Below are 23,261 nucleotides of genomic sequence, written 5' to 3'. Positions count from 1 at the left end.
CTGAATGATTATATGGCAGAAATAGTCATGCTCGGCTAACCTGTTGTTTTATTGATTGATGTGCAGCGCGGTTGATGGTTCAAAGTCAGTAATAATGACGCAGTCAAATTTCTTCAATGATAAAGCGCGCTGCGTAATTGTTGTTGAAGCACAAGGACTACTGCAAAGGACACCATTGTAGATGTCAGAAATCGATGCAGTGCTACTGATTGATGCTAACAAATACCTGGATCTGTATCGGACAGATAAAGGTCGCAAGTTACTGGCACCTTTATCCGAACAAGCATCTCACATTTTCGTTACGCAGCAGATAGTTGATGAGGTGCAGCGAAACAAGCTTCGTGCAGCAGCTGATTTCCTGCGAACGAAGAGCCAAGGCATGAAGCTTCACGGCATTAATGTTCCCGATCATTTTTCCGGATCCGAAAGTGGCAAGAATCAAGAGATCCTTGGCCAAATGAGGAATATCAATAGATCTGTAGTGGCAGTGAATGCTGAGATAGACACCCACACGCATGAAATAATGACGCAGGTAGCTGAGTCCAAAGATGAAGTCTCGAAAGCTTTGGCTCCTATCTTTTCTGAGGCAGTTCAGGCCACACGCGATGAAATGAAGCGGGCTCGAGAGCGAAAAGAAATCGGAAATCCTCCAGGAAAGGCAAACGATCCTCTTGGTGATGAAATTACATGGGAGCAGGTTCTCAGCCACTTCGCGGGTAAACGACGACTTTGGATAATTTCACGAGACGGTGATTACGGCACTGCATTTGGAGGAAGTTTTTTTCTAAACAGCTTCTTGAGAGCCGAGCTTGCACAAATTACTAATGATCCCATCGTGCACATATTCGAGGATTTAGTTGAGGGCCTGACGCATTTCGTCGAGACAACGAAAGTTGACGCTACCATAAAGCTTAGTCCTGAAGAGCTAACGGAAATCGAAACGGAGGAGAGGTCATTGCCTCCGGTAGACTCTTCACGCTATTCGTCATCTTCAATTCAATCTGAGTTCTCGCTAGCTGAACTGGAACGGATTAAGGAGGCAATGGCCCCCACCGCTGAGATGCAGCGAGTTATGGAAGCAATGAAGCCTACCGCTGAGATGCAACGGGTTATGGAGGCAATGAAACCCACCGCCGAGATGCAACGGCTTATGGAGGCAATGAAACCCACCGCCGAGATGCAACGGCTTATGGAGGCAATGAAGCCCACCGCCGAAATGCAGCGGGTTATGGAAGCGATGAAGCCCACCGATGAAATGCAGCGAGCCGTGAACGCATTGAAGCCTTTAGTTCAGAAGTCAAAAGATGAGGACGAATAGAACTTACATATGGCTTTGAAGCTTGTAAACAAAAGCGAACATTCAGAAACGACCGAATTGACTATAAGAGTAGTGGCATAGTGAATCTGGCCACCTGATTTTAAGTGTATGATCACTCGTAGAGCAAGTCAGGTGGATTGGATGCCAAAGAAAATAAATTTCAGTCCGGAATTCCGTCTGGAAGCGGCCCAGCTGGTGATTGACCAGGGCTACACAATGAAAGCGGCCTGCGATGCCATGGGGGTTGGTAAATCAATCATGGAGTATTGGGTGCGCAGGCTTCGAGCCGAGCGATCAGGCAAGGCACCACAAAAAGGTGAAGCTCGGACTCCCTGAGCAATTCTCGATAATCGAGCGACTTGAAGAGAGCTATGCGGTGCAGCGCCTGCGTCGGGTGTTTGAGGTGTACCGCAGCAGCTACCGGGCCTGGCGTGACCGAGACAGAGAGCCTTGCGAGGCTGAGAAAGCGCTGCTGGACGAGGTTGTCGAGGCGCATGCTGTCAGCAACGGATCTGCTGGCGCTCGCAGCCGCTAGGGCACGCTTACAAGAAGGCGGATCAGCCACAGTTGGATATCCCGAATCTTCTGGAGTCTGAAAGCAGAATGGGGGCCGGAAATCGGATGTCCATGCTTTGCCACGGCGAAGCAATCGGTCACGGACTATATGATCGGTTATTGCAGCGCACTGCGGCCTCATAAATACAACGGCGGATTGCCGCCAAATGAGGCAGAACAGGCCTATTGGAAAACTCAAAAGACGGTGGCCTAAAACACTTGACCACTACAAACCACCCTGACCACATTTTTGATGTGGCCAGGGTTTCATGTCTACAGTTGGTCGTAGGCCAATGACGTATAGGGCGCACAGCCCAAGTCTTCAAACTCAGCCTTGCTCATGTAGGTCGCTTTTGGCATAAAGTCACCCAATACTGACGCTTCATCGCCAGCGGTCATAGTGTTCTGGATTGCCTGGTTAAAATCATCAGCTGGCAGCATATTGCGCACAATCAGAAACGCGGAATCAGGGTCGTCGGTTTTTCCGTCAACAATGCTGAAACCGTCGCCTTTGTTGGGCCAGGGCAGATAGCCAACCCCGCAGTCAGAATCGGCATTTTCGGGGCGATTCTCGGGCTCGCTGGTCACGATGGTGTAAAAACCGTCAGGGTTGATGAAGATTTGCTCGTCATACAGGCATTCTTTCACCGCCTGGGAGTAGTATTCGTTCTGGCAAAGTGACCAGTAGCGCAGGTCGTTTTCGTTGAAAAATTCCTGATCGTTCAGCGTTTCTGGGATTTCAGGAATTTTCCCCCTGATAACGACCACGTCCCCGAAATCTTGGTTCAGGAACGAGTAAAGGTACTGGTTATCTGCGTTGGCGTAAAAGGCGGTGTTCCGTGGGGGGTTGTTTTTACAGTTGCCCTGAAAGTCGCATTGAAACAAAAACGCCGTTCCATAGCTGGCCCTGAACGCCGGGGTTTCACGGGCCGGCTCGAAATTGGCGCGCAAGGTTTCATAAGTGTCCGCTGGCACAAATGGAATGCCAAGCGGGTCAGTGCCGGCAGACATGGCAGCACAGGCTTCTTCGCCCTGAAGAGTGCTACCGTCGGCCAGGTGTAGCGTCACTCTTGGCAGCCCCACATCGCCGGTCCAATCGGCACCGATGTTGGGCACGTAGTTGCGGTAAATCAGTACCGCTTCCTCGCCCGCCGCGCTGGTTGCGTCATACAACGTGTTGTCTTCAGACGGGTTTGCCGGGTCGTTTGGGTCACCGGGTTTGACCGTGACCAGATAACGGCGGGACGGATCGGTGCGAACCGCGCCATCAATAAAAGGATTGATAGAGCCGGCTTCGGCAATGATGTTTTTGTCTGTCAACGATTGCGCCGGTGTTGTGTTGGCCCGGTAGCTGTTGAAGGACATGTATCGGGAGTAAGGGAAATCTGCTTCCAGGGTGATGTAGGCACCGTCCTCCGGAAGCGTATAGGCGGCAGACCAATAGATGGCGCCGCTATCCGGGTAGGCGAAGTTGAAACCCTCGTTCTCTTTGACGTAAGGCCCAACCCACAGACAATCACTGGGCGGTGCTGAAAACGCCGTGGTATCAGACACCATGGTCGTGTCAGAACTGCTAGAGCCGTTGCAACCCATCATCAGGGCTGCTGTACCCGCAACCAGAAGCAGACTCCTGGCGGGAAACCTGTTTTTCATTGTTTTCATGGTCATTTCATGGTCCTTTTGCTTTAGGGTACTACGATGTTGAATTCACTGTTCGGTGTCTCGAACAGCGACAGGAACCGCACCAGTTGAATCGTGCTGCCTTCCAGTTCCAGGGCGTCGGATGTCAGCATTTCGGTCACGCCGACTTCTCCAATCAGCAGACGGGTGAACAGCTCCCGAGTGACTCTCAGCGTTGATTCGGCGTGGTCGAGGCTGGCATCTTTGTGGACATGCAGGACGGAATTCTTAACCGTCAGCAGATAGGATTCATTGAGGTCGGTAAACACAATGGCAATGCGTCGCTCCACGCCTTCGGCATCCTCCGCATTCAGGCGCACCGACATAGTCTGAAAGAACTTTTCGACCGGTGTTTGCTGAAGAATCCCGAGTAGGGTGGACATATCCATCAGTGGTTCTTCGGGTGCGCCATGGCGCAATTCGTAGGCACCGCTGAGATAGACGTCTCGCCAGGGTCCCGATTCGGCCTGATACCCCATCTGATCGTAGGTTTCGGCGAGTAAGGTTTTGGCCGATTCGTTGTCTGGCTCATCGAAGACCAGATGGTTCAGAATTTCTGCGGTCCAGCGATAGCTACCCTCGTCAAACGCGGCACGCGCTTTTTCCAGCAGGGCATCAGCGCCACCGGCAAGAGCGACATACCGGCTGGCGGCCTTCTCTGGCGGCAGCGGATCCAGGTTCGCGGGGTTGGCGTCGTACCAGCCCATGTAATACTGATAGACCGCCTTGCTGTTGTGTTTCAGCGTACCGTAGTAGCCTCGGTTGGAGAATGTCTGAGCCAGTTCTGGCGGCAGTTGCAACCGTTCGGCGATCTCCCTGGAGGTGAATCCGTTATTGAGCAGCCTTACCGTCTGGTCATGGATAAACTTGTAGGTGTCGCGGTGCAGCTCCAGGTAGTCAACGATTTCGGTGCGCCCCCACACAGGCCAGTGATGACTGGCAAAGTAGACGTCGCTGTCGGCGGAAAGATCGATGATCTCGTCGATGTAGGCACTCCACTTGAGCGCATCCCGGACTTTCGTTCCACGCAGCGTGTACAGATTGTGCATAGTCCGGGTTGCGATTTCGGCACCGCAGTATGCGGCCAGTTCGGGTATTCCGAAGGTCAGCTCTGCCGGTGCCTCAGAGCCGGGCGCATTCTGGAAAACAAAATCCAGCCCGTCGATGTTCAGGCGCTGCCCGGTGGTGTCGATAATTTCGGTGGGTGTGGCAATGCCAAAGGTGCCGTAAGCAGGTGACTTCCCCAACCCCGAGCCCACATGGCCATGGGGACCCTTCGCCAGTCGGCGGCCATACATAAACGAAGCTCGCCGCGCCATGGCCGTTCCAGCAATGATATTTTCACTGGTTGCCTCGTCCATGAAGCCAATCGGGGCAATCACGCGAACCTTGCCGGCATCGTAATCGTCGCGGTTGATAACACCCCAGGCACCGGCGAAGTGATCGATGTGGCTGTGAGTGAAAATCACGGCAACCACTGGTACATCGCCGAGGTGTTCCCGAACCAGCGCGAGTGCGGCCTCAGCGGTTTCCTCTGAGGTCAGAGGGTCGACGATGATCAGTCCGGTGTCGCCCTGGATGATGGTCATATTGGCCAGATCGAACCCGCGGACCTGGAAAATGCGGTCGGTAACCTCAAAAAGACCGTGAAGATTATTCAGGCCGGCTTGGCGCCAGAGACCAGGGTGCGTGCTGTCCGGTGATGCGCCGTCAATGAAGGTGTACTCGTTGAGGTCCCAGATTAGGTCGCCCTGCTTATTCCTGATGATGGCTTTCTCACCTTCGAAGGTACCGATGAAGCCACGATTTGCGGCTTCATGGTCGGTGGTGTCGCGTTGGGGCAAGCTTTCTATTGCCTTTTGATTGCTCGAGGCTGTGTAAGTGGAGGCCGCAGTGAAGCCTTGGGAGTGCTCGCTGAGCTCCCTGCCTGTCTCACCACTGCAGGCTCCAAGTGTTGCTGCGAATAAACCGACAAATAATGCGGACAATCCGCTTCGAGCCGATACCTTTTCCATGATTCAATGCGCTCCGGTCACGTTGGTCGTGTTATCGTTCTATGACAAACTGAAAATGATATAAGGGCGCAACCAGCTAAAGCTGGTTGAACGCCGCCAATCTTTGGTGAAATTACGACAGTGACAAAAACTCGACCCGTCGCAGACTTTTCCACGATTGCCAGTTGGGCACGTTTCATCCTTGCCGGTTTTAAGCTGAAAGGGCTTGATACCGATAAACTGCTTTGCGAAGCAGGTATACGTAGCAGCGATCTTGAAAATCCCAATGGCCGGATCAAGGTCGCTCACATGACCCAGTTGTGGGAGCTGGCTGCGCGCGACAGCGCCGACCCATTGTTTACTCTCCGTCTTGCGGATCTTGCGCGCGCCGATATGTTCAGCGGGCTCAGCCTGGCCATGATGTTCAGCGATACGACGGGTGAGGCCATCGAACGAATGTGCCGTTACAGCGGCGTTGCCAGTAGTGCCGCCCATCTAGAAACCATTCCCCGCAAGAACAACTCACTGGAGGTGGTTTTCCACCTGCAGATGCCGGTGGCGGGCGAAGCCCTTGAGGCCTTCATGGCCTGTGGCAGCCGCATTCTGAAACAGATTACCGACGACAAATTCCGCCCTCGCGAGGTTCATTTCAGTCACGATAAGTCTGGGCTCAGGGCGCAATTTGAGGCTTTTTTTGAGGCGCCGGTTTTTTTCAATGCACCGGTCTGCAAGTTTGTCGTCGATGAGCAGGTGCTGCGCTTGCCTTGCTACCAGTCAAATCCGGAGCTGGTTCAGAATATGGACCGCTGGATGAAGGAGTACCTTGAGCGCACAGACTCGCTTTCCATCACCGGCCAGGTTCAGAAGCTGCTCCTTGAAGGCACGATTGACGGGAACGTGGATCAGGGCACAGTCGCCCGCCGGCTGGGCATGAGCGCCCGCCGGCTGCAGAGGGCACTGGAAAAGGAGGGCTACAGTTTCCGCGAGCTTCTGGAAAAATCGAAGCGTGAAATGGCTGAGGAACTGCTGAGCCGCCCAGAACTGTCACTGACGGATATCTGTTATTTGCTGGGTTTTTCCGACCAGAGCAATTTCACGAAAGCCTTCAAGCGATGGACCGGAAAGACGCCCTCGGCTTATCGCATAGCACCCCGATAAAAGGATGTATCAGTATTAACGGGGTAGAATCCGTCGGGCCCCACTGTGTTTCAGCGTCAACCCCAAATCTCAATGTTCGCTTTGCGACCAAAGCTACTCACGGAGATGAGCTAAATACACAGGAGCGCTGGGCGCCGTAGTTCCCGATGGTTTTTGGTGAGCCATGTTGCCCTCTGGAGCTCAGACCGATTAATAGATCTTTATAGTGAGGCGGTTAGATGGCCGAACAAGTCTTCTCAGAAAAAGCTGTAAGCATCTCAGAACTGAAAAAGAATCCTATGGCGGCACTGGATTCAGGGGCGGGATTTCCAATTGCTGTTTTGAATCGGAATGAGCCCATCTTTTACTGTGTTCCTGCTGCAGTATACGAGGCGATGCTCGACAGGCTGGATGATCATGAGTTGGTTGCCGTTGTTACAGAGCGAAGTGGAGAGCCAAGTATTCGAGTTGATATGAATGAGTTTTGAGTGTTCGCTTTGCTTGCAGGCCCTCACCCCGAAGAGGGCCAAATCATGACATCCACTCCTAATTTGAGTAGACGAGTTGGTTTTGTTACAAAAAATAACAGAAAATGTAGGCTGGCAAAGCTTGTATGGTAGTTTGTATGACGAACCAGATTTCCATATTTAACTGTCTGATTTAAAACAAAGATTCGATTCCCATCGCCCGCTCCAGGCAGCACGCTCAACAAAACTCTGAATGTTACCGGTTATTGCGTTGCAGTCGCTGAGAGTAGGAGTAGGTACCCTCTACCCCTCTTTTCTCTCCGATCCTTTTTTGGGTACACGCCTCCAGTGCCGAATGCTGACATACATCCACGCAGCAATCCCTACGAGAAAAGTGTACATACCCAGAAGTTGAAAGATGCCCCAGCCAACGACCGATACGATACAGGCGGTAAGCAACAAGGCCAGGTCATCTTTGACTTTAGCCTTAGCCATTATGTGTACTCGAATAACTTGGGTTGGTGGCGAGCTTTCACAACAAAGGACTTACGGTTGGAGTGGTTCGTATCATAGACTTCCGGGTGGCGGATGTAGAATTCCTTATACCCTTTAAATTGCAGATTGTTTCTTTCGATGTAACTGATTACGTCGATCATTCGAGTGCCACAGCCCAGACTTCGACCCGCCGCAACCGCCGCGCTGCCAACGGCTGCCCCGGCATATCCGACAAATAACAGGCCGCTGGCTAAAACGATCTTCTCACCAGCAAAAGTAGCACCGATTAAAGTGCGCAACCCCGCTTGAGCGCCAAACTTTTCGACAAGCCCAATTGAAGTGCCTGCCGCGCCAAGCGCAGTCGTTGTTGCTTCAAACCATGTCGAGGGAGATGGAAGCCCTAAAGCATCCATGTTTTCTTTAAAATATTTTTGAAAATCACCGTTTTTATAACAGTTCATGCAACAAATCCCTTGTTTTTAGCTGTCCCAATATGAAACATAGGCTCTCTAAATGAAGTCGGCAAGTGCATTCATTTGCTACAGCTATTGTCTTCAATGCAATCCTGAATGCTGTTCCAGGGTGATAGTGGCTTCTGACCTTACACACTGATTTGGTGTGACCTTTAATAGCGTGGATTAACGGGTTGGCATCTGCAAGAACGGCTGGCTCCTCAAAGTCGGTGTGGCTTTCATCTGCAACACTCGCTGCACTCGAGCGCTGACGAGTGACAGCTACCACGAAGGGCTCTCTGGGCTTGGGGATTGAGGCACTGATGGATAGTTGTGGGAGCTTGACCGGCTGTGTTATAACTACGGCTCGAAATCAGGGAGGACGTGGCCGCAATAATGCGGTTGCATAGAAACAGCGGATTGTTTCATTGCGATATGCTTGCAGCGCATATATGTCGCTTTTAGCTTCAGTCCTGTATCTTCTTTCCTGATTTGCTCATGAATTTGTGGCTTTTGAATGACACACTACGGTGCCATTTCATGGCAGGTTAGTGAGTTTTTGTGATTTACAAACAAGGAGAGTGGAGAATGAGTATCAATCGGTCAGGCAACTGGGGAAAATCGCCGGTGGTGTTTAGAACTTTTTTGATTTTTTTGTTTTTCAGTCAATCTATTTTTGCCGAAGAATTGCCGGAATTCCAAGGCTACTATATTAAGAATGGAAATGAATACGTTAGAGCGGAATCATTTAATTCTAATCGGTTTGGTTTTGATAAGCTGAAAAATATTGAAAGTGTTGAGCGTGATGACGACTCTTTATACGTTCATGTTTATCGTGAAAACTGGGATCCCGTAAGATCTTATTTCTATACCAAGCCAATCGCTATCATCAATCATGAACGGTACGATGAGCAGTCGCCCAGAGTAAAATCTTTAGGAGATGATCGCTATCTCTTAAAGTTTGATGATATTGGGCCAGAGAATGTACTTTTCATTCGGGACTTTACCGGAAATTACGCAATTTCTCTCGGGGATTCCCAGAATGAACTCGTCAAGCTTTTCAAAAATTCGGAAGACTCTCCTTTGGCGGTTATTCCTAACCTGGAGGCAGCATTAGAATCCTATCCGGATAATGACGAATTGGAAGACCTGCTGCCCAAGTGGGAGGAGGCTCGCCAAAACCTATTGGATGAGCGTGAATGGAAAGTGGTCTCGGAAGAGTGGAATCGTTATGAAAAGGCAGGTTCCATAGAAGAAAAACTGCGCTATTTGAAACGAACCAAGGCTTTTGCGCAAAACTACTTGAAATCGTTCCCTGATGCAAAATACCAGGCTAAAGCCGAGAACTACATTGAGACAGCAACCCGGAAGCTATCGCTTTAATCGTTGATTGTATTTGATTTGGTCGGGTCGCTGTCAAATGCTTTCAGTCTGGCCCGACTATCAATGCAACTTCAACCGCGGATGCATGGCCCGACTGACTTTGTCCATCAGCCAGATCACCCCTGTGCGCAGAAAGCCGTGCAGGGCCACCTGGTGCATGCGGTAAAGTGACACATAGAACAGCCGTGCCACTTTCCCTTCGATATACATGCTGCGCCCGGATAAGTTACCCATCAGGTTGCCGACGGTGGTGTATTTGCTGAAATTGATCAGCGAGCCGTGGTCGTTGTAGATGAAAGGTACTGCGGGCTTGCCTTCAAACCGGTTACACAGGGTTTTAAACAGGGCATCGGCCTGCTGGTGTGCGGCCTGGGCGCGGGGTGGCACCGGCCGTTCGGAGTCCGGTTGCGGGCAGGCGGCGCAATCGCCGAAGGCGTAGATGTCGGCATCCTGGGTGGTCTGCAGGGTCTGATCCACCACCAGCTGGTTGCCCCTGTTGGTTTCCAGGCCATCCAGCTCGGCCAGAAATGCCGGTGCCTTGATGCCCGCGGCCCAGATGGTCATCTGGGATGGCAGCTCGGTGCCGTCTTTCATCAGCAGGCTGTCGGCCCGGACTTCGCTGACTGGCTGGCCGGTAAGTACCTGCACTTTTTGCCGCTCCAGCTCCCGCGTAGCGGCTGCAGAAAGCCTGCCTGGCAAGGCGGGCAGAATGCGATCGGCGGCTTCGATCACGCTGATCGACACGTCTGACGATTGCAGGTGGTTCATGCCGTAAACCGGCAGCTCCCGGGAGGCCAGCCGCAATTCCGCCGCCAGTTCCACGCCGGTCGCACCTGCACCGATGATGCTGATGTTCAGGTTGTGCGGGTTGCCCTGCAGCGCTTCGTGATTCATCCGCAGAAACGCGTTGAGCAGCAGGTTGTGAAAGCGCCGGGCCTGTTTCAGGCTGTCGAGAAACAGACAGTGCTCCTGAGCACCGGGGGTGCCAAAGTCGTTGGCGGTGCTGCCTACGGCAATCACCAGGGTGTCGTAGTCAATCCGCCGTTCCGGCACCACTTCCCGGCCCTCTTCATCATGGAAGGGCGCGATCACCAGTTGTTTTCTGCTGCGATCCAGCCCGCTCATCCGGCCCAGCTGGAATTCGTAGTGGTGTTTGCGGGCATGAGCCCGGTAGTTGATTTCGTTGGTACTGACATCCAACGAGCCGGAAGCCACTTCGTGTAGCAGGGGCTTCCAGACGTGGGTCAGCCCGGAATCCACCAGGGTAACCCGGGCTTTGTGCTTTTTGCCGAGCTTTTTGCCCAGCTGCGTAACCAGTTCCAGACCGCCGGCGCCACCGCCGACCACGACAATGTGATGTTTGTTATTCATAAGGTTCAGGCCTTTAAGTGAGGATAGCCCAAACACTCTCGCGGAAAGTGCTTGGCTGTCGTCACTGGGCGGGGCAGGCGGTTTTTGTTCGTAATACGCCTGGCACGATCCGTTTTTGGCCAGCGCGTTATACTAACGTCGAAACCTCAGCCAGACAATTAAGCGCCATGCTTACTATGGTACTGGACACTGAACGGTGTCCGCTGCTACAACCGCAGGACGATAAGTAGAATCCAGACAGGAGACGATACCGTGAAACTGCACGTTCATGGCGTGGAACAGGGGCAGCCCATTCCCGAAAAGTTTGCTTTCGGTGTGTTCAATGAACAGGATCATATGAGCTTTGGCCCCAACCGGAACCCGGAATTGGCGTGGGAAGAGGCCCCGGAGGGTACCCGGAGTTTCGTGGTCATGATGTTCGACCCGGATGTGCCCAGCGTTGCCGACGATGTGAACCAGGAAGGCAAAACCATCCCCGCCGATTTGCCGCGGGTGGATTTCTTCCACTGGCTGCTGGTGGATGTACCGGCCAGCGCGACCCGGATTCCCGAAGGCGAGGATAGCGACGGCGTGAGCCCCAAAGGCAAACAGCCGGGCCCCGGCCCCATTGGCACTCGAGGGGTCAATAACTACACCCAGTTTCTGGCTGGCAATCCGGACATGGCCGGTACCTACGCCGGTTACGATGGCCCCTGCCCACCCTGGAACGACTCGATCGTGCACCACTATCACTTTGAAGTGCATGCGCTGGACGTTGAAAGCCTGGGTTTGTCTGGTGAATTTGATGGCAACGACGTGCGCGAGGCCATGGCGGGCCACGTGCTGGCCAGTGCCCGGGTAACCGGCACCTATACGCTGAACCCGGATCTGCGCTAGCGCTCTGCCGGGTCGTTGTCCCAGTCGATGGCCCGAAAGTCGAAATCGTGCTCGAGAGAGGGTTTGACGATCCGGAAATAGGGTGAGGCATCGAAATCCCTGGGGGTGAACAGGGAGTGGTGCCGCACCCGGTAACGCTCGATCTCGCAGACTTCACAATCCGGGTCGGTTGATGGCACCGTGCGAACGATGGGTAAGACCGGATAGCGCAGTTGCTGGAAAGCCTCGGCGATGAAGGTCGAACAAATGGCCCGGGTGGGGTCGCCGCTGCCAAAGGTAAGTAACTTGTGGCGATGTTGGCTGGGCACCGGCGGGGTCGGCCAGAGGTAACGGGCCAGATCAAACACGTTTTTCAGGTCGTACTGGTGCCCCAGCCGACTGCAGGCATAGCTGGCCAGCTGTGCCCGATCACGGCCACCCAGCCCTACTGGCCTGCAGATGCGGGTATGGGCCTGCCGATAGAGCGACAAAGGCACGGCCCGGATGCCTTCCTCCAGATCTGCCTCAACCAGGACATTTGCTTCGCCGTTTGCGGAACTCCCCAGCCCGCTGTCCTGTCCGAGATACAAGGCCGCGTGTGACCAGGTGGACTGGGTCAGATATTTGATGGCAACGCTGATGCGAGTGTTGCCCTCAACCAGCAAGACATCTCCCGGTTGCAGTGTGTTGACCAAGGCTTCCCAGGTGGAGGTGCGCACTGCGTGCTGTGCTATTTCTTTCGACAGATAGGCGGCCAGATGCCGGGAGAGCCACTGCAACAACATAGGGAAACTCCGGTGTCATGGTGTACGGCAACTATAATAGCGTCAAAAACCACTGACTTCTTTCCCGCTTTGCGACGTATCGGTAGACACAAGATCGTGCTCTGGCACAGGACTGCTCGGGCTCTACGTACCCTCAGACTGGCATTTTCATGACCCGAAGCAAACTGGTACTGCTCCTGACCATCGCCCTTCTTGTGCTGGTATTTCTGGCAGCCGATGGCCATAAGCTGCTTACCCTGGCGAATCTGCAATCGCAACAGGCGGCGATAGCGCAGTGGATTGACCACAATCTCCTGCTGGCGGTTTCCGGATACGCCCTTATCTATGTGCTGGTGACCGCGTTGTCGCTTCCCGGTGCGGCGATCATGACCCTGGCCGGTGGCGCCTTTTTCGGCAATGTTTATGGTTTGATTGCCGTTTCACTGGCTTCCACCGTGGGTGCGTCGCTGGCTTTCCTGGTTGCGCGATTTCTGCTGCGGGATACCCTTCGCAGCCGCTACTCCGATGTGGTGGCGAAGATGGATCGGGGCATCGAAAAAGACGGTGCCTTTTATCTGGCGACCCTCCGTCTGGTGCCGGTATTTCCGTTTTTCCTGATCAATCTGGCCATGGGGTTGAGCGGCATGAAAATGCGCACTTATGCCCTGGTCAGCTGGGTGGCCATGTTGCCGGGTACGTTTGTGTACGTGAACGCCGGTACCCAGCTTGGGCAGATTGAATCCACGGCGGACATTCTCTCCGGCGACCTGTTGTTTGCCTTTGTACTGCTGGGGCTTTTCCCCTTGCTGGCGAAATTTCTGGTGGGTTTCGCCCAGCGTCGCAAGGCGTATGCCGGATGGCAGAAACCCGCCCGGTTTGACTACAACCTGATCGTGATCGGCGGTGGTTCGGCAGGCCTGGTATCGGCATACATTGCGGCGGCGGTTAAGGCCAAAGTCGCGCTTGTGGAAAAGCACCGCATGGGTGGCGACTGCCTGAACACCGGTTGTGTGCCGTCCAAGGCCTTTATCCGCAGTGCTCGGGCGGCCGATACCCTGCGCCACGCCCGTGAGTACGGGCTGGAGTCGGTGCCGGTAACGCCTGCGTTCAGCCAGATCATGGCGCGGGTGAAGCAGGTCATCGCCCGGGTTGAGCCCCACGATTCGCCGGAACGCTACCGCGGGCTGGGGGTGGACTGCCTCGCCGGGGAAGCGAAGTTTGTCTCGCCCTGGGAGGTGGAGGTGGCCCACAGCGATGGCCGGGCAGAGCGCCTGACCGCCCGCAGCATTGTGATTGCCACCGGAGGCAAACCTGCAATGCCGCCGATTCCGGGGCTGGATCAGATGCAGCCGCTCACCTCGGACAATCTCTGGGACTTGCAGGCGCAGCCGGAGCGTTTGCTGGTGCTGGGCGGCGGCCCCATCGGCTGTGAGTTGGCCCATGCCTTTGCCCGGCTGGGCAGTCGGGTCACCCAGTTGGAAACCGGCGATCGCCTGTTGCCCCGGGAAGACGCAGACGTGGCGGAGCGAGTCTTGACGCAGTTTCGAAAAGACGGCGTTGACGTTCGCTTTGGCCATGCTGCGACGTCGTTTGCTGAGGAAAACGGCGAGAAGGTGGTCTATTGCGAACATCAGGGTGAGCAGGTGCGTCTTGTCTTTGATCAGGTGCTGGTGGCGGTTGGCCGGGCCGCGAACACCGAAGGTCTGCACCTGGAGCACATCGGGATTGAACCACTGGCCAACGGCGCCTTGCCGGTGAACGATGACATGAGCCTGCGTTACCCGCACATCTTTGCCTGTGGCGACGTGGCGGGGCCTTATCAGTTTACCCACGCGGCGGCCCATCAGGCCTGGTACGCGGCGGTCAATGGCCTGTTTGGCCAGTTCAAACGCTTTAAAGTGGATTACCGGGTGATGCCCTGGGTGACCTTTACCACGCCGGAAGTGGCCCGGGTGGGGCTCAGTGAAGCGGAGGCCCGGAGTAAAAACGTGGCTTACGAAGTCACCCGCTATGACCTGGGCGACCTTGACCGGGCCCTTACCGAAAGCGACGGCGGTGGTTTTATCAAGGTGCTGACCCCGCCCGGCAAGGATCGCATTCTGGGCGCGGCGGTGGTGGGCTGCCACGCGGGTGAGATCCTCGGGGAGTTTACCCTGGTCATGAAACACAACCTGGGCCTGAACAAGATACTGGGCACCATTCATCCCTACCCGACCTGGAACGAGGCCGCCAAGTACGCCGCAGGCGAGTGGAAGCGCGCTCATGCGCCCGGCTGGCTGCTGGCCCGGCTGCAACAGTTTCATCGCTGGCGCCTCGGTACAGGTTCTCAGGAGCGTAATAACCCATGACCGCCGTATCCAAAAAAATTCCCGCCGTGGAGATTGTGGCGCCACGGGCTGCCGACAGCTGGACTCATACCCGCGCCGGGGAGCCCCGTGGCTACATTGACGGCGATCGGCTGAAAGAGTTGTGGATTCACACCGGAACTGCCTGCAACCTGGCCTGCCCGTTTTGCCTGGAGGGCTCTCATCCGGGCGATGGGCGCATTCCGGGCATGAAACTCAGTGATGTCCAACCGTTTATTCATGAGGCCATCGAACTGGGCGTGGAGCAGTTTTCCTTCACCGGTGGCGAGCCCTTCGTGATCCGCGACTTCGTCAATATTCTGGACTACGCCAGCCAGCACCGGCCGTGCTTCGTGCTGACCAACGCCACCGAGCCGCTGCACCGGCGCCAGCATCAGGTATTGCCGCTGCTCGATAACCCTTATCCGATCCATTTTCGGGTCAGCCTGGATTATCCGGATCGCGAGCGCCACGACCGGGATCGGGGTGATGGCAGTTTTGAGCAGGCTCTGGATGGCATTCGCTGGCTCAGTGAGCAGGGCTTTCGGGTGTCCGTTGCCCGCCAGACCGACGCAGAGGAAGAACCGGCCGAAGTGGAGGCCGCGTTCCGTGGCATTTTCCGGGACAGGGGCATTCCAGAAAACCTCGCCTTTACCGCATTCCCCGATCTGGGCACGCCGGGCTCGGAGGACAACAGCCCGGAAATTACCGAGACCTGCATGGAAAAATACCCGACCCGGGAATCCCGGGCGCACTTTATGTGCACCTATTCCCGGATGCTGGTGAAGAAGGGTGACCGGGTGGGAGTTTATGCCTGCACTCTGGTGGATGACGATCCGCAGTATGATTTGGGTGATACCCTGGCCGCCAGTATGACGCAGCGCATTATGCTGCGGCATCACCGGTGTTTTTCCTGCTACCGCTTTGGGGCCAGTTGCGCGGCGCCGGTGTAATGCTTGGAGGCCTAAAGATTGGTGTTTGAGCGGCTCGAGTGTGATAGAAAACTACTTGGCCTCTCTTAAAGATGCTTTCGCGATGACTTTCATCAAAAACAAAGATTTAGCCGGTGTTTGCCAGGGTTTTTCTCGGTGTTGCGGTTTGTTTTCCCATGCTTTTCCGCCTGTCAACTTGAAATATCTTTCGAGGTCTATATAATTCAGCACTAACTTTTGGAAGCGAAACGATGACGTTATGACCTCAGAAGGATCGAATACCACCGCCATCACCCTGCGGAAACCCACCAAGGATGATGGCTTCAGGCTCCACCAGTTGGTGGCTGAGTGCCCGCCACTCGACCCCAACTCCATCTACTGCAACCTGTTGCAGTGCAGCCACTTCGCCGAGACCGGCGTGGCCGCGGAGAAAGACGGCGATCTGGTCGGTTTCATCTCCGGTTATATCCCCCCCAACCAACCCGAGACCGTGTTTGTCTGGCAGGTGGCCGTGCACGAAAAAGGTCGTGGACAGGGCCTGGCCAAGCGGATGTTGAAGGAAATCGTCGGCCGCAACGCCTGTCGCGATGTGACCCATCTGGAGACGACGATTACCGAAGACAATGAGGCGTCCTGGGCGCTGTTTCGTTCTTTTGCCCGCGATCTGGGTGCCGAGCTCACCTACCATGAGCATTTCGAGCAGCAGATCCATTTTGGCGGCAAGCACGATTCCGAATTTTTATTGCGGATCGGCCCCTTTACCAAGCCCGTCTGACGCCTTCGGCCAATACCCGAACGAGTTGTAGTAGCCGGCAGGCCACCCGGGGTGGGTCTGCCATGCGGCTAAAAGCAACGCTCGGAGGGTCTGTCGCGACCGACACGTTTTACCGACAGGCTCCCGCGCATTTACCTCGAACCTGACATGCTAAGAGGCAAGACAATGGAAATTTTCAAGTCCACTGAATCGGAAGTTCGTGTTTATTCCCGTGCGTTTCCGGTGATTTTTAACCGCGCCAAAAATGCGCATCTGTACACCGAAGACGGCAAGCAGTATCTGGACTTTCTGGCTGGCGCCGGTTCCCTGAACTACGGCCACAACAACGACATTCTGAAGAAAGCGCTGCTTGAGTACATCGAGAGCGATGGCGTGAGCCAGGGTCTGGACCTGTTCACCACGGCCAAGCACGATTTCATGGAAGCGTACAAGAAGTACATTCTTGAGCCCCGTGGCCTGAACTACAAAATGCAGTTCACCGGCCCCACCGGCACCAACTGTGTGGAAGCCGCCATGAAGCTGGCGCGCAAGGTGAAAGGCCGCACCAACATTATTTCCTTCACCAATGGTTTCCATGGCGTGACCACCGGCGCGGTTGCCGCGACCGGCAACAAACATCACCGCGGCGGTGTGGGTATGCCGCTGGGCAACGTGGACTTCATGTTCTACGACGGTTACCTGGGTGAAAACGTTGATACCCTGGAAGTCATGGACAAGGTGCTGTCAGACAGCTCCTCCGGTGTGGAACTGCCCGCCGCCGTGATTGTCGAAGCCGTGCAGGGTGAAGGTGGCCTGAATGCCGCCCGTGCCGAGTGGCTCAAGGGGCTGTCTGAGTTGTGCAAGAAGCACGACATTCTGCTGATTCTGGACGACATTCAGGCCGGTAACGGCCGTACCGGTGAATTCTTCAGCTTCGAGTTTGCTGGCATCAAGCCGGACATTGTTACCGTGTCCAAGTCCTTGAGTGGCTATGGCCTGCCGATGGCGCTGGTACTGTTCAAGCCGGAACTGGACGTATGGTCCTCCGGCGAGCATAACGGTACCTTCCGTGGCAATAACATGGCGTTTGTGACCGCCCGTGCTGCGGTGGAAACTTACTGGAAGGACGACACCTTCGCCAATGAGGTGAAAGCCAAAACCCAGGTACTGGGCGATGCGCTGGAAGCCATCTGCAAGAAGTATCCGGGCGAGTTCAAAATGAAAGGCCGCGGCCTGATGCGAGGTATCGAGGCCAAACACGCCGACCTGACCGGCCCGGTGACCAAGCGTGCCTTTGAAAAGGGCCTGATCATCGAGACCAGTGGCCCGAACGATGAAGTCATCAAGTGCCTGATGCCTCTGACCACCAGCGAAGACGACCTGCGTCTTGGCGTGAAGATCCTGGCAGAGAGTGTGGATGAAATCATGCAGGAAGGTGTCAGCGTGGCGTCGTAAGACGCCCGCTTTTCACACGACTCATATTCTGCAGGATAGCAAAGGCAACGACATGACTACGGCACAACATACCGTCGAGAAAATCGGCGGTACTTCCATGAGTAATTACGAGGCGGTGCGCGACAATATCATTATTGGTAAGCGCAAGAAGAGCGACCTCTACCAGCGGATTTTTGTGGTGTCGGCCTACGGTGGCGTGACCAACGAGCTGCTGGAGCATAAGAAAACCGGCGAGCCGGGCGTTTATGCCCTGTTTGCCGACGCCGAATCCGATTGGGCCTGGGGCGACGACCTCACCAAGCTGATTCAGCTGCTGACTGACATCAACGGCGAGTTATTCGCCGACCCGATGCTCAAGCAGCAGGCCGACCAGTTCATCACCGACCGCATTGAAGGCGTTCGCGGTTGCCTGATTGACTTGCAGCGGCTGTGCTCTTACGGCCAGTTCCAGCTCGAAGAGCACCTGCTGACGGTGCGTGAGATGCTGGCGGGTATCGGTGAGGCGCACAGTGCCTTCAACACCACGCTGAAACTGCAGCAGGAAGGCATCAACGCCCGCTTTGTCGACCTGACCGGCTGGCGCGACGCCGAACTGCTGCCGCTGGATGAGAAGCTCAAGCAGGCCTTCGACGCCATTGACCTGAGCCGGGAATTGCCGATAGTGACCGGCTACGCCCAGTGCAAGGAAGGCCTGATGCGTACCTTCGACCGGGGTTACAGTGAAATGACCTTCAGCCGGGTGGCGGTAATAACCGACGCCCGCGAAGCGATCATTCACAAGGAGTATCACCTGAGCTCTGCTGACCCGAAAATGGTGGGCGAAGAGAAGGTGGTGCCTCTGGGGCGTACCAACTACGACGTGGCCGACCAGCTGGCCAACCTGGGGATGGAAGCGATTCACCCCAGAGCCGGCAAAGGGCTGCGCCAGAACGAAATCCCGCTGCGGGTGATGAACACCTTCGAACCGGAACACACGGGCACGCTGATCACCAGTGATTACGTGAGTGAGAAGCCCCAGGTGGAAATTGTTGCTGGCGCCAAGGGTGTGTTCGCCATCGAGGTCTTCGACCAGGACATGCAGGGTGAGCCGGGTTCTGACCGCAAGATTCTTGAGGTACTGAGCCGATTCAAGGTGCGGTTTATGTCCAAGGACACCAACGCCAACACCATTACTCACTATGTCGATACCACGCTCAAGCACATCAAACGGGTGGTGAAGGCACTGGAAGAGGCCTTCCCGAATGCGGAAATCAGCACCCGCAAGGTGGCGCTGGTGTCGGCCATTGGCAGCGACATGAAGGTGCCGGGTATTCTTGCTCGCTCTGTGAAATCCCTGGCGGACAAGGATATCAGTGTGCTGGCCATCCATCAGTGCATGCGCCAGGTGGATATCCAGTTTGTGATTGAAGAGGATAACTACAGCGAGGCCATCGTGGCGTTGCACGGAGCATTGATTGAGCCCCACAACCACGAATACGCCATTGTGGCGGCATCGACCAGCGCTGGCTGAGAATTGCCTGCAGGCGGAACCGGTCGCTTCGCCTGCAAGTAATGGAGGAGTCTTGCCTCCGGATCGGACGTCTGGCCAGCCTGTGATGCAGGTTGGCCAGACGATGCCGATTTTCCCTTTCTTTATGTGATCTTACCTCTCTGTTAGCCTGTCGGTTCAAGCAATCCAGCGGGCCACTTCTGTCGTAATCTCAGTAAATATCTTACCGGTACCTAGCCATGCAGACACAGAATCGGCCGGGGCCGCTTCCGACACTGCCTGCCGACGGTGACAGGGAATCCCTGGTAGGCCTGTATTTCCGGGACGCGTCCCGTTTTCAAATGTTGACAGAGCCGGGCGAACGCCGCCTGGCGCGTAAGCTGGTCACCTCATTGCAGGTGATTCGGCAGCAACTGGCTCTGCCTGCAGAAACTCCCCACACCCTGCGCGACGTGCTCGGCAGCCTGGGTGACGCCTGTGCCCTGCCCGGCCGCTGCCGCCGGGCTTACCGGTTAGCTTTGGCGTGCCGGCAGCGGCTGATTGAAAGCAACCTCCGGCTGGCGGTGCATATTGCTCGTTGTTACAGCCAGCACGGCATTCCCATGTCGGATCTGATTCAGGACGCTAATGTTGGCCTGATCAAGGCCGTGGAGCGCTACGACCCGGGCAAAGGCTTCCGGTTCTCCACCTACGCCTACTGGTGTATCAGCGAAGAAGTACGGCGTCGGCCTGGCTGATGCGGAAACACTGCAAACGATTTCCGGCCAGTTGGGCCTCAGTCGGGAGCGTGTGCGCCAGATTGAAAAAGCGGCATTGAAAAAACTTCAGACATTGTTCGGTGCCAGCACAGAGCAGGAGTAATATTGCTCCTGCTCCTTTCCCATCTTTGCCTCATCATCCGCCATGCACCAGATGAAACCAGACACCGACAGTGATCTGGCATAACAACACGACCGTGGTCAGCACCAGTCGCAACTTGAGATACCAGCCCGGCCAGTAAGCCCGCATCCAGCGCACATCCACCAGATAGAGCAGTAGAAAGGCCACGGAGTAAAGCAGGATTTTGTGGGGTGTCTCCAGCAACAGGCCCAGGCCCGCGGCCAGAAAGAAGACCTGGCTGAACAGCACGGTCATCATGGGCGACTGGGGGTAGGCCCGGTTTTCCAGTTGCAGGGCAATGGTCCAGTAAATGCCGCCCATGAACGCCAGAATGCCAGCGCTGTAGATATAGAACCAGGCCAGAATGGCCACGCTGTTGGCGGGCATCAGGAAGAGCCCGAGGGCACCGGCAATAAAAGGAATGAGCCCGGCGAAACCCACCAGAACCGCAAGACGTGCCACAGAGATCATGATGTCTGCCTCTGTACCTGAATGCGCATAGGCTCCACATCAGACGCCGCCATACCGATCATCTCGTGGTAGGCGGAAGGATGCACTATCTGGGTTTCTTCAACGGTAAAAGCCCGCAGCGTTTCCTGAATTTGCCAAGCGCTGCGGAACAGCCGGGTCTGGCCTTTGGCATCTGACAACAGCTTCAGGCCTTCAGGCCCATGCAACCGGGCCATGTATTGCTGTCCTTCCAGTGAAATGATCTCCAGCAAGCGGATGACCGGTTGCTCAAGATGGTGCAGTTCGTCGAGTGTGATACGCACGGTAATGCTCCCAATAGCCCGTTACCCGAAGATTTACGAGCAACCGGCATCGAAAGATCATTACGCCAGCTGCTGGCACTCGGCATGGGCATGGCAGGTTACAAGATGGTCGTTCACCATTCCGGTGGCCTGCATGAAGGCATAGACAATGGTGGGGCCGACAAAATTGAAGCCCGCCTGTTTCAGTGCCCGGGACATGGCCTTGGATTCCGGCGTGGTTACCGGCACCTGTTCCAGGCTCTGCCAGTGGTTCTGGCGGGGGGCGCCGTCCACGAATTGCCATAGAAAGTCGGAAAACTCGAGGCCCTGCTCCTGCAGTGCCAGGTAGCTGCGGGCGTTGCGGATGATGGATTGCACTTTCAGGCGATTGCGGACAATGCCGGGGTCAGACAGCAACCGGTGCACGTCGGCGTCGGTAAACCGGGCAATAGCTTGCGGGTCGAAATTGGCATAGGCGGCCCGATAGCCCCCCTGCTTGCGCAGGATAGTGATCCAGCTCAACCCGGCCTGCTGGCCATCCAGACACAGTTTTTCGAACAGCGCCAGGCTGTCGTATTCCGGGCGCCCCCAGACGGTGTCGTGGTAGGCCACGTAGAGCGGGTCTGTGCCGCACCAGGGGCAGCGTTCGGTTGGCATCGTCATAGTCCGTGTAGTCTGGTCAGGGTTTGGCCCGAATCACCCGGTGAAACAGCGGTTCCCAGTTGGTTGGTTGCCGCTCGGCCCGGGTCAGCCGGTAATCTTCCGGTGGTGGTTCCAGCAGCGAAATGCCTGGCCAGGCTTCCTGATCTCCGGAGCGCGCTGAATGAGGGTAGACCAGGCTGACCAGAAAACCATCCACATAAAAGCCGCAAGCCTGCCAGTGCCGGTCGGGCTGGTCGCCATAGAGTTCCAGTTGCTTGCGAACCTCCAGCGTTTGCAGGTTTCCGGCAATACCCCGACCGGTGGCTTTCAGCCAGGCCTCTTTCAGAGTCCAGGCCTTTAGAAAACTGAACGGATCGTCGGTGGCGAGCAGCCATTCCTGCTCAACTGCCGAAAACCAGCGTTTGACCACCCGCACCCAGTCCGGGCGTCGCTGGCTGGGCTCGATATCAATGCCTACCGGTGACCGGCCAATGGCGCAGGCGGTCAAGCCGTGGCTATGGCTAAGCGACAGGTGCCAGCCCTCCGGTACGGCTGAAGCAACCGGCCTGCCCGGCGCGGGTTGGCAGTCGGTCAGCGTTGCACCGCTGGCGTGGCTCAAGGCCTGCCGCACCAGCCAGCGGCTGGTCAGGAACTCCTGCCGCCGGGTGCCTTCTAGTGCGTTCAGTTTGTCGGCTTCGGACGTCAGCATCCAGTCTGGTGGCGCGGCCAGGTTTCGGGGTATCTGGTGGCACAGCCAGATACCGGGTTGGTCAGGGTTGCAATCGTTGGATGTTCCAGCCATCAGCCTCTCTCACGTATTCAAATCGATCGTGAAGCCGGCTTGGCCGTCCTTGCCAGAACTCTATTCGCTCAGGAACTACCCGGTATCCACCCCAGAAACCGGGCAAGGGTACTTCCCCGGAACTGAATTTCTGTTTCATTTCGGCCACTTTCTGCTCCAGCAGTCCGCGGGAGGTAATCGCGCGGCTCTGCTCAGACACCCAGGCGCCAATCTGGCTGCCCCGTGGCCGGGAGGCAAAATAGCGCAACGATTCGGCCTTGCTGACCTTTTCCACCGAGCCCTGAATGCGTATCTGCCGGTTCAGGCCCAGCCAGGGGAACAACAGCGCCGCCTGCGGGTTCTCGGCCATTTCCTGTGCTTTTCGGCTTGTATAGTTGGTGTAGAACACAAAGCCGTGATTGTCGAAGTATTTCAGCAGTACCGTGCGTATATCCGGCATACCGGAGCGACCGGTGGTTGCCAGAGACATGGCGTTGGGCTCCAGGATACCGGCGGTTCTGGCATCCTCGAACCATTGCTGGAACTGCTTCACCGGGTCGTCATCGAGTTGTTCCCTGTCCAGACCCTCGCTTTCGAAATCCCGGCGCATATCGCCAATGTCCATGCTGCGTTTCTCCGTTGGTCAATTCAGGAAGCTATACGTCGGCGGAGCATATCGGGTTCTTCCCCGGCTGTCAGGTCTGGCTGACAAACAGGGTACGCGGGCGCTATGCTTGCTGCAGGGTGAGCAAACCCGCAGC

Annotated in this window: 22 protein-coding genes and 1 pseudogene; 13 read left to right on the top strand and 10 right to left on the bottom strand. The window is 55.7% G+C overall.

Going from position 1 to position 23,261, the window contains the following annotated elements; genetic code table 11:
- The first annotated feature begins 181 nt into the window (after nucleotides 1–181).
- Both C7H09_RS02105 and C7H09_RS02100 read left to right on the top strand, forming a co-directional pair.
- A complete protein-coding gene (locus C7H09_RS02105) occupies nucleotides 182–1,318 on the top strand; it encodes a PIN domain-containing protein (RefSeq protein WP_106760997.1) in 1,137 nt (378 codons plus the stop codon).
- Between the two features lie 141 nt (nucleotides 1,319–1,459).
- Nucleotides 1,460–2,087: pseudogene (locus C7H09_RS02100) on the top strand (transposase).
- A 59-nt stretch (nucleotides 2,088–2,146) separates the two neighbouring features.
- On the opposite strand, the gene C7H09_RS02095 reads toward C7H09_RS02100, so the two are convergent.
- Together C7H09_RS02095 and C7H09_RS02090 are read right to left on the bottom strand one after the other, a co-directional pair.
- A complete protein-coding gene (locus C7H09_RS02095) occupies nucleotides 2,147–3,541 on the bottom strand; it encodes a hypothetical protein (protein WP_072678512.1) in 1,395 nt (464 codons plus the stop codon).
- A gap of 17 nt (nucleotides 3,542–3,558) precedes the next feature.
- A complete protein-coding gene (locus C7H09_RS02090; protein ID WP_165794768.1) occupies nucleotides 3,559–5,397 on the bottom strand; it encodes an alkyl/aryl-sulfatase in 1,839 nt (612 codons plus the stop codon).
- 291 nt (nucleotides 5,398–5,688) lie between these two features.
- Here C7H09_RS02090 and C7H09_RS02085 point away from each other — a divergent pair, with 291 nt between their 5' ends.
- The gene (locus C7H09_RS02085) at nucleotides 5,689–6,705 is read left to right on the top strand and encodes an AraC family transcriptional regulator (protein ID WP_072678514.1); all 1,017 of its coding nucleotides are present in this window, start codon (nucleotides 5,689–5,691) and stop codon (nucleotides 6,703–6,705) included.
- Nucleotides 6,706–6,923: 218 nt separating this feature from the next.
- Nucleotides 6,924–7,172, top strand: a complete 249-nt coding sequence (locus C7H09_RS02080) for a type II toxin-antitoxin system Phd/YefM family antitoxin (RefSeq protein ID WP_106760996.1) — start codon at nucleotides 6,924–6,926, stop codon at nucleotides 7,170–7,172.
- Nucleotides 7,173–7,645: 473 nt separating this feature from the next.
- Here the strand turns inward: C7H09_RS02080 and C7H09_RS02070 are convergent, their stop codons facing one another.
- Complete coding sequence (locus C7H09_RS02070) at nucleotides 7,646–8,107, bottom strand: hypothetical protein (protein ID WP_106760994.1); 462 nt, start codon at nucleotides 8,105–8,107, stop codon at nucleotides 7,646–7,648.
- A gap of 579 nt (nucleotides 8,108–8,686) precedes the next feature.
- Between C7H09_RS02070 and C7H09_RS02065 the strand changes: the two genes are divergently transcribed.
- On the top strand, nucleotides 8,687–9,481 hold the full coding sequence (locus tag C7H09_RS02065) for a hypothetical protein (RefSeq protein WP_106760993.1): 795 nt from the start codon (nucleotides 8,687–8,689) through the stop codon (nucleotides 9,479–9,481).
- A gap of 60 nt (nucleotides 9,482–9,541) precedes the next feature.
- On the opposite strand, the gene C7H09_RS02060 is transcribed toward C7H09_RS02065, so the two are convergent.
- Nucleotides 9,542–10,852 (bottom strand): NAD(P)/FAD-dependent oxidoreductase, encoded by a 1,311-nt coding sequence (locus tag C7H09_RS02060; RefSeq protein WP_106760992.1) that lies wholly within the window; start codon nucleotides 10,850–10,852, stop codon nucleotides 9,542–9,544.
- 252 nt (nucleotides 10,853–11,104) lie between these two features.
- Here C7H09_RS02060 and C7H09_RS02055 point away from each other — a divergent pair, with 252 nt between their 5' ends.
- Nucleotides 11,105–11,728, top strand: a complete 624-nt coding sequence (locus tag C7H09_RS02055) for a YbhB/YbcL family Raf kinase inhibitor-like protein (protein ID WP_106760991.1) — start codon at nucleotides 11,105–11,107, stop codon at nucleotides 11,726–11,728.
- Here the strand turns inward: C7H09_RS02055 and C7H09_RS02050 are convergent.
- Entirely contained in the window at nucleotides 11,725–12,492 is a 768-nt protein-coding gene (locus tag C7H09_RS02050; protein ID WP_106760990.1) for a YiiX/YebB-like N1pC/P60 family cysteine hydrolase, read from the bottom strand. The two genes, C7H09_RS02055 and C7H09_RS02050, sit on opposite strands and share 4 nt — an antisense overlap.
- A 149-nt stretch (nucleotides 12,493–12,641) precedes the next feature.
- Between C7H09_RS02050 and C7H09_RS02045 the strand changes: the two genes are divergently transcribed.
- The 7 genes from C7H09_RS02045 to C7H09_RS20510 all read left to right on the top strand — a co-directional run bounded on the left by C7H09_RS02045 (nucleotide 12,642) and on the right by C7H09_RS20510 (nucleotide 20,307).
- The gene (locus C7H09_RS02045; protein ID WP_106760989.1) at nucleotides 12,642–14,819 is read left to right on the top strand and encodes an FAD-dependent oxidoreductase; all 2,178 of its coding nucleotides are present in this window, start codon (nucleotides 12,642–12,644) and stop codon (nucleotides 14,817–14,819) included.
- Nucleotides 14,816–15,769 carry a radical SAM protein gene (locus C7H09_RS02040; RefSeq protein ID WP_106760988.1) on the top strand — a complete coding sequence of 318 codons (954 nt, stop codon included), beginning with the start codon at nucleotides 14,816–14,818 and terminating at the stop codon, nucleotides 15,767–15,769. The genes C7H09_RS02045 and C7H09_RS02040 overlap by 4 nt, the downstream gene beginning before the upstream one ends.
- Before the next feature lie 238 nt (nucleotides 15,770–16,007).
- A complete protein-coding gene (gene ectA, locus C7H09_RS02035; protein WP_106760987.1) occupies nucleotides 16,008–16,523 on the top strand; it encodes a diaminobutyrate acetyltransferase in 516 nt (171 codons plus the stop codon).
- A gap of 165 nt (nucleotides 16,524–16,688) precedes the next feature.
- Entirely contained in the window at nucleotides 16,689–17,957 is a 1,269-nt protein-coding gene (gene ectB / locus C7H09_RS02030) for a diaminobutyrate--2-oxoglutarate transaminase (protein WP_106760986.1), read from the top strand.
- A gap of 52 nt (nucleotides 17,958–18,009) precedes the next feature.
- The gene (locus C7H09_RS02025; RefSeq protein ID WP_106760985.1) at nucleotides 18,010–19,467 is read left to right on the top strand and encodes an aspartate kinase; all 1,458 of its coding nucleotides are present in this window, start codon (nucleotides 18,010–18,012) and stop codon (nucleotides 19,465–19,467) included.
- Between the two features lie 218 nt (nucleotides 19,468–19,685).
- On the top strand, nucleotides 19,686–20,183 hold the full coding sequence (locus C7H09_RS02020) for a sigma-70 family RNA polymerase sigma factor (RefSeq protein ID WP_240616481.1): 498 nt from the start codon (nucleotides 19,686–19,688) through the stop codon (nucleotides 20,181–20,183).
- Entirely contained in the window at nucleotides 20,176–20,307 is a 132-nt protein-coding gene (locus C7H09_RS20510; RefSeq protein ID WP_420844165.1) for a sigma factor-like helix-turn-helix DNA-binding protein, read from the top strand. Before C7H09_RS02020 ends, C7H09_RS20510 begins: the two co-directional genes overlap by 8 nt.
- 33 nt (nucleotides 20,308–20,340) lie before the next feature.
- Here the strand turns inward: C7H09_RS20510 and C7H09_RS02015 are convergent, their stop codons facing one another.
- Genes C7H09_RS02015 through pdxH form a run of 5 tightly spaced genes read right to left on the bottom strand, consistent with a single transcriptional unit; the run spans nucleotide 20,341 to nucleotide 23,125 of the window.
- A complete protein-coding gene (locus C7H09_RS02015) occupies nucleotides 20,341–20,796 on the bottom strand; it encodes a DUF3429 domain-containing protein (protein ID WP_106760984.1) in 456 nt (151 codons plus the stop codon).
- Nucleotides 20,793–21,098, bottom strand: a complete 306-nt coding sequence (locus tag C7H09_RS02010; RefSeq protein WP_106760983.1) for a DUF6482 family protein — start codon at nucleotides 21,096–21,098, stop codon at nucleotides 20,793–20,795. Before C7H09_RS02010 ends, C7H09_RS02015 begins: the two co-directional genes overlap by 4 nt.
- 60 nt (nucleotides 21,099–21,158) lie before the next feature.
- Nucleotides 21,159–21,740, bottom strand: coding sequence for a DNA-3-methyladenine glycosylase I (locus C7H09_RS02005; protein WP_420844161.1), 582 nt, complete (start codon nucleotides 21,738–21,740; stop codon nucleotides 21,159–21,161).
- Between the two features lie 16 nt (nucleotides 21,741–21,756).
- Nucleotides 21,757–22,521, bottom strand: coding sequence for a 4'-phosphopantetheinyl transferase family protein (locus C7H09_RS02000; RefSeq protein WP_106760981.1), 765 nt, complete (start codon nucleotides 22,519–22,521; stop codon nucleotides 21,757–21,759).
- Nucleotides 22,490–23,125, bottom strand: coding sequence for a pyridoxamine 5'-phosphate oxidase (gene pdxH, locus C7H09_RS01995; RefSeq protein ID WP_106760980.1), 636 nt, complete (start codon nucleotides 23,123–23,125; stop codon nucleotides 22,490–22,492). The genes C7H09_RS02000 and pdxH overlap by 32 nt, the downstream gene beginning before the upstream one ends.
- Nucleotides 23,126–23,261: the final 136 nt, after the last annotated feature.

The sequence above is a fragment of the Marinobacter fuscus genome (genome assembly GCF_003007675.1).
Classification (GTDB): Bacteria; Pseudomonadota; Gammaproteobacteria; order Pseudomonadales; family Oleiphilaceae; genus Marinobacter; species Marinobacter fuscus.
Note: the sequence above shows the minus strand (reverse complement) of the source record. Positions and strands in the feature narration are given on the sequence as shown.

Bases quoted from the DNA above. Each gene is read 5' to 3' on its own strand.
- C7H09_RS02105 (WP_106760997.1), top strand. From the start codon at position 182: ATGTCAGAAATCGATGCAGTGCTACTGATTGATGCTAACAAATACCTG.
- C7H09_RS02095 (WP_072678512.1), bottom strand. From the start codon at position 3,541: ATGACCATGAAAACAATGAAAAACAGGTTTCCCGCCAGGAGTCTGCTT.
- C7H09_RS02080 (WP_106760996.1), top strand. From the start codon at position 6,924: ATGGCCGAACAAGTCTTCTCAGAAAAAGCTGTAAGCATCTCAGAACTG.
- C7H09_RS02070 (WP_106760994.1), bottom strand. From the start codon at position 8,107: ATGAACTGTTATAAAAACGGTGATTTTCAAAAATATTTTAAAGAAAAC.
- C7H09_RS02065 (WP_106760993.1), top strand. From the start codon at position 8,687: ATGAGTATCAATCGGTCAGGCAACTGGGGAAAATCGCCGGTGGTGTTT.
- C7H09_RS02060 (WP_106760992.1), bottom strand. From the start codon at position 10,852: ATGAATAACAAACATCACATTGTCGTGGTCGGCGGTGGCGCCGGCGGT.
- C7H09_RS02050 (WP_106760990.1), bottom strand. From the start codon at position 12,492: ATGTTGTTGCAGTGGCTCTCCCGGCATCTGGCCGCCTATCTGTCGAAA.
- C7H09_RS02045 (WP_106760989.1), top strand. From the start codon at position 12,642: ATGACCCGAAGCAAACTGGTACTGCTCCTGACCATCGCCCTTCTTGTG.
- C7H09_RS02040 (WP_106760988.1), top strand. From the start codon at position 14,816: ATGACCGCCGTATCCAAAAAAATTCCCGCCGTGGAGATTGTGGCGCCA.
- ectA (WP_106760987.1), top strand. From the start codon at position 16,008: ATGACCTCAGAAGGATCGAATACCACCGCCATCACCCTGCGGAAACCC.
- ectB (WP_106760986.1), top strand. From the start codon at position 16,689: ATGGAAATTTTCAAGTCCACTGAATCGGAAGTTCGTGTTTATTCCCGT.
- C7H09_RS02025 (WP_106760985.1), top strand. From the start codon at position 18,010: ATGACTACGGCACAACATACCGTCGAGAAAATCGGCGGTACTTCCATG.
- C7H09_RS02020 (WP_240616481.1), top strand. From the start codon at position 19,686: ATGCAGACACAGAATCGGCCGGGGCCGCTTCCGACACTGCCTGCCGAC.
- C7H09_RS02015 (WP_106760984.1), bottom strand. From the start codon at position 20,796: ATGATCTCTGTGGCACGTCTTGCGGTTCTGGTGGGTTTCGCCGGGCTC.
- C7H09_RS02005 (WP_420844161.1), bottom strand. From the start codon at position 21,740: ATGACGATGCCAACCGAACGCTGCCCCTGGTGCGGCACAGACCCGCTC.
- C7H09_RS02000 (WP_106760981.1), bottom strand. From the start codon at position 22,521: ATGGCTGGAACATCCAACGATTGCAACCCTGACCAACCCGGTATCTGG.
- pdxH (WP_106760980.1), bottom strand. From the start codon at position 23,125: ATGGACATTGGCGATATGCGCCGGGATTTCGAAAGCGAGGGTCTGGAC.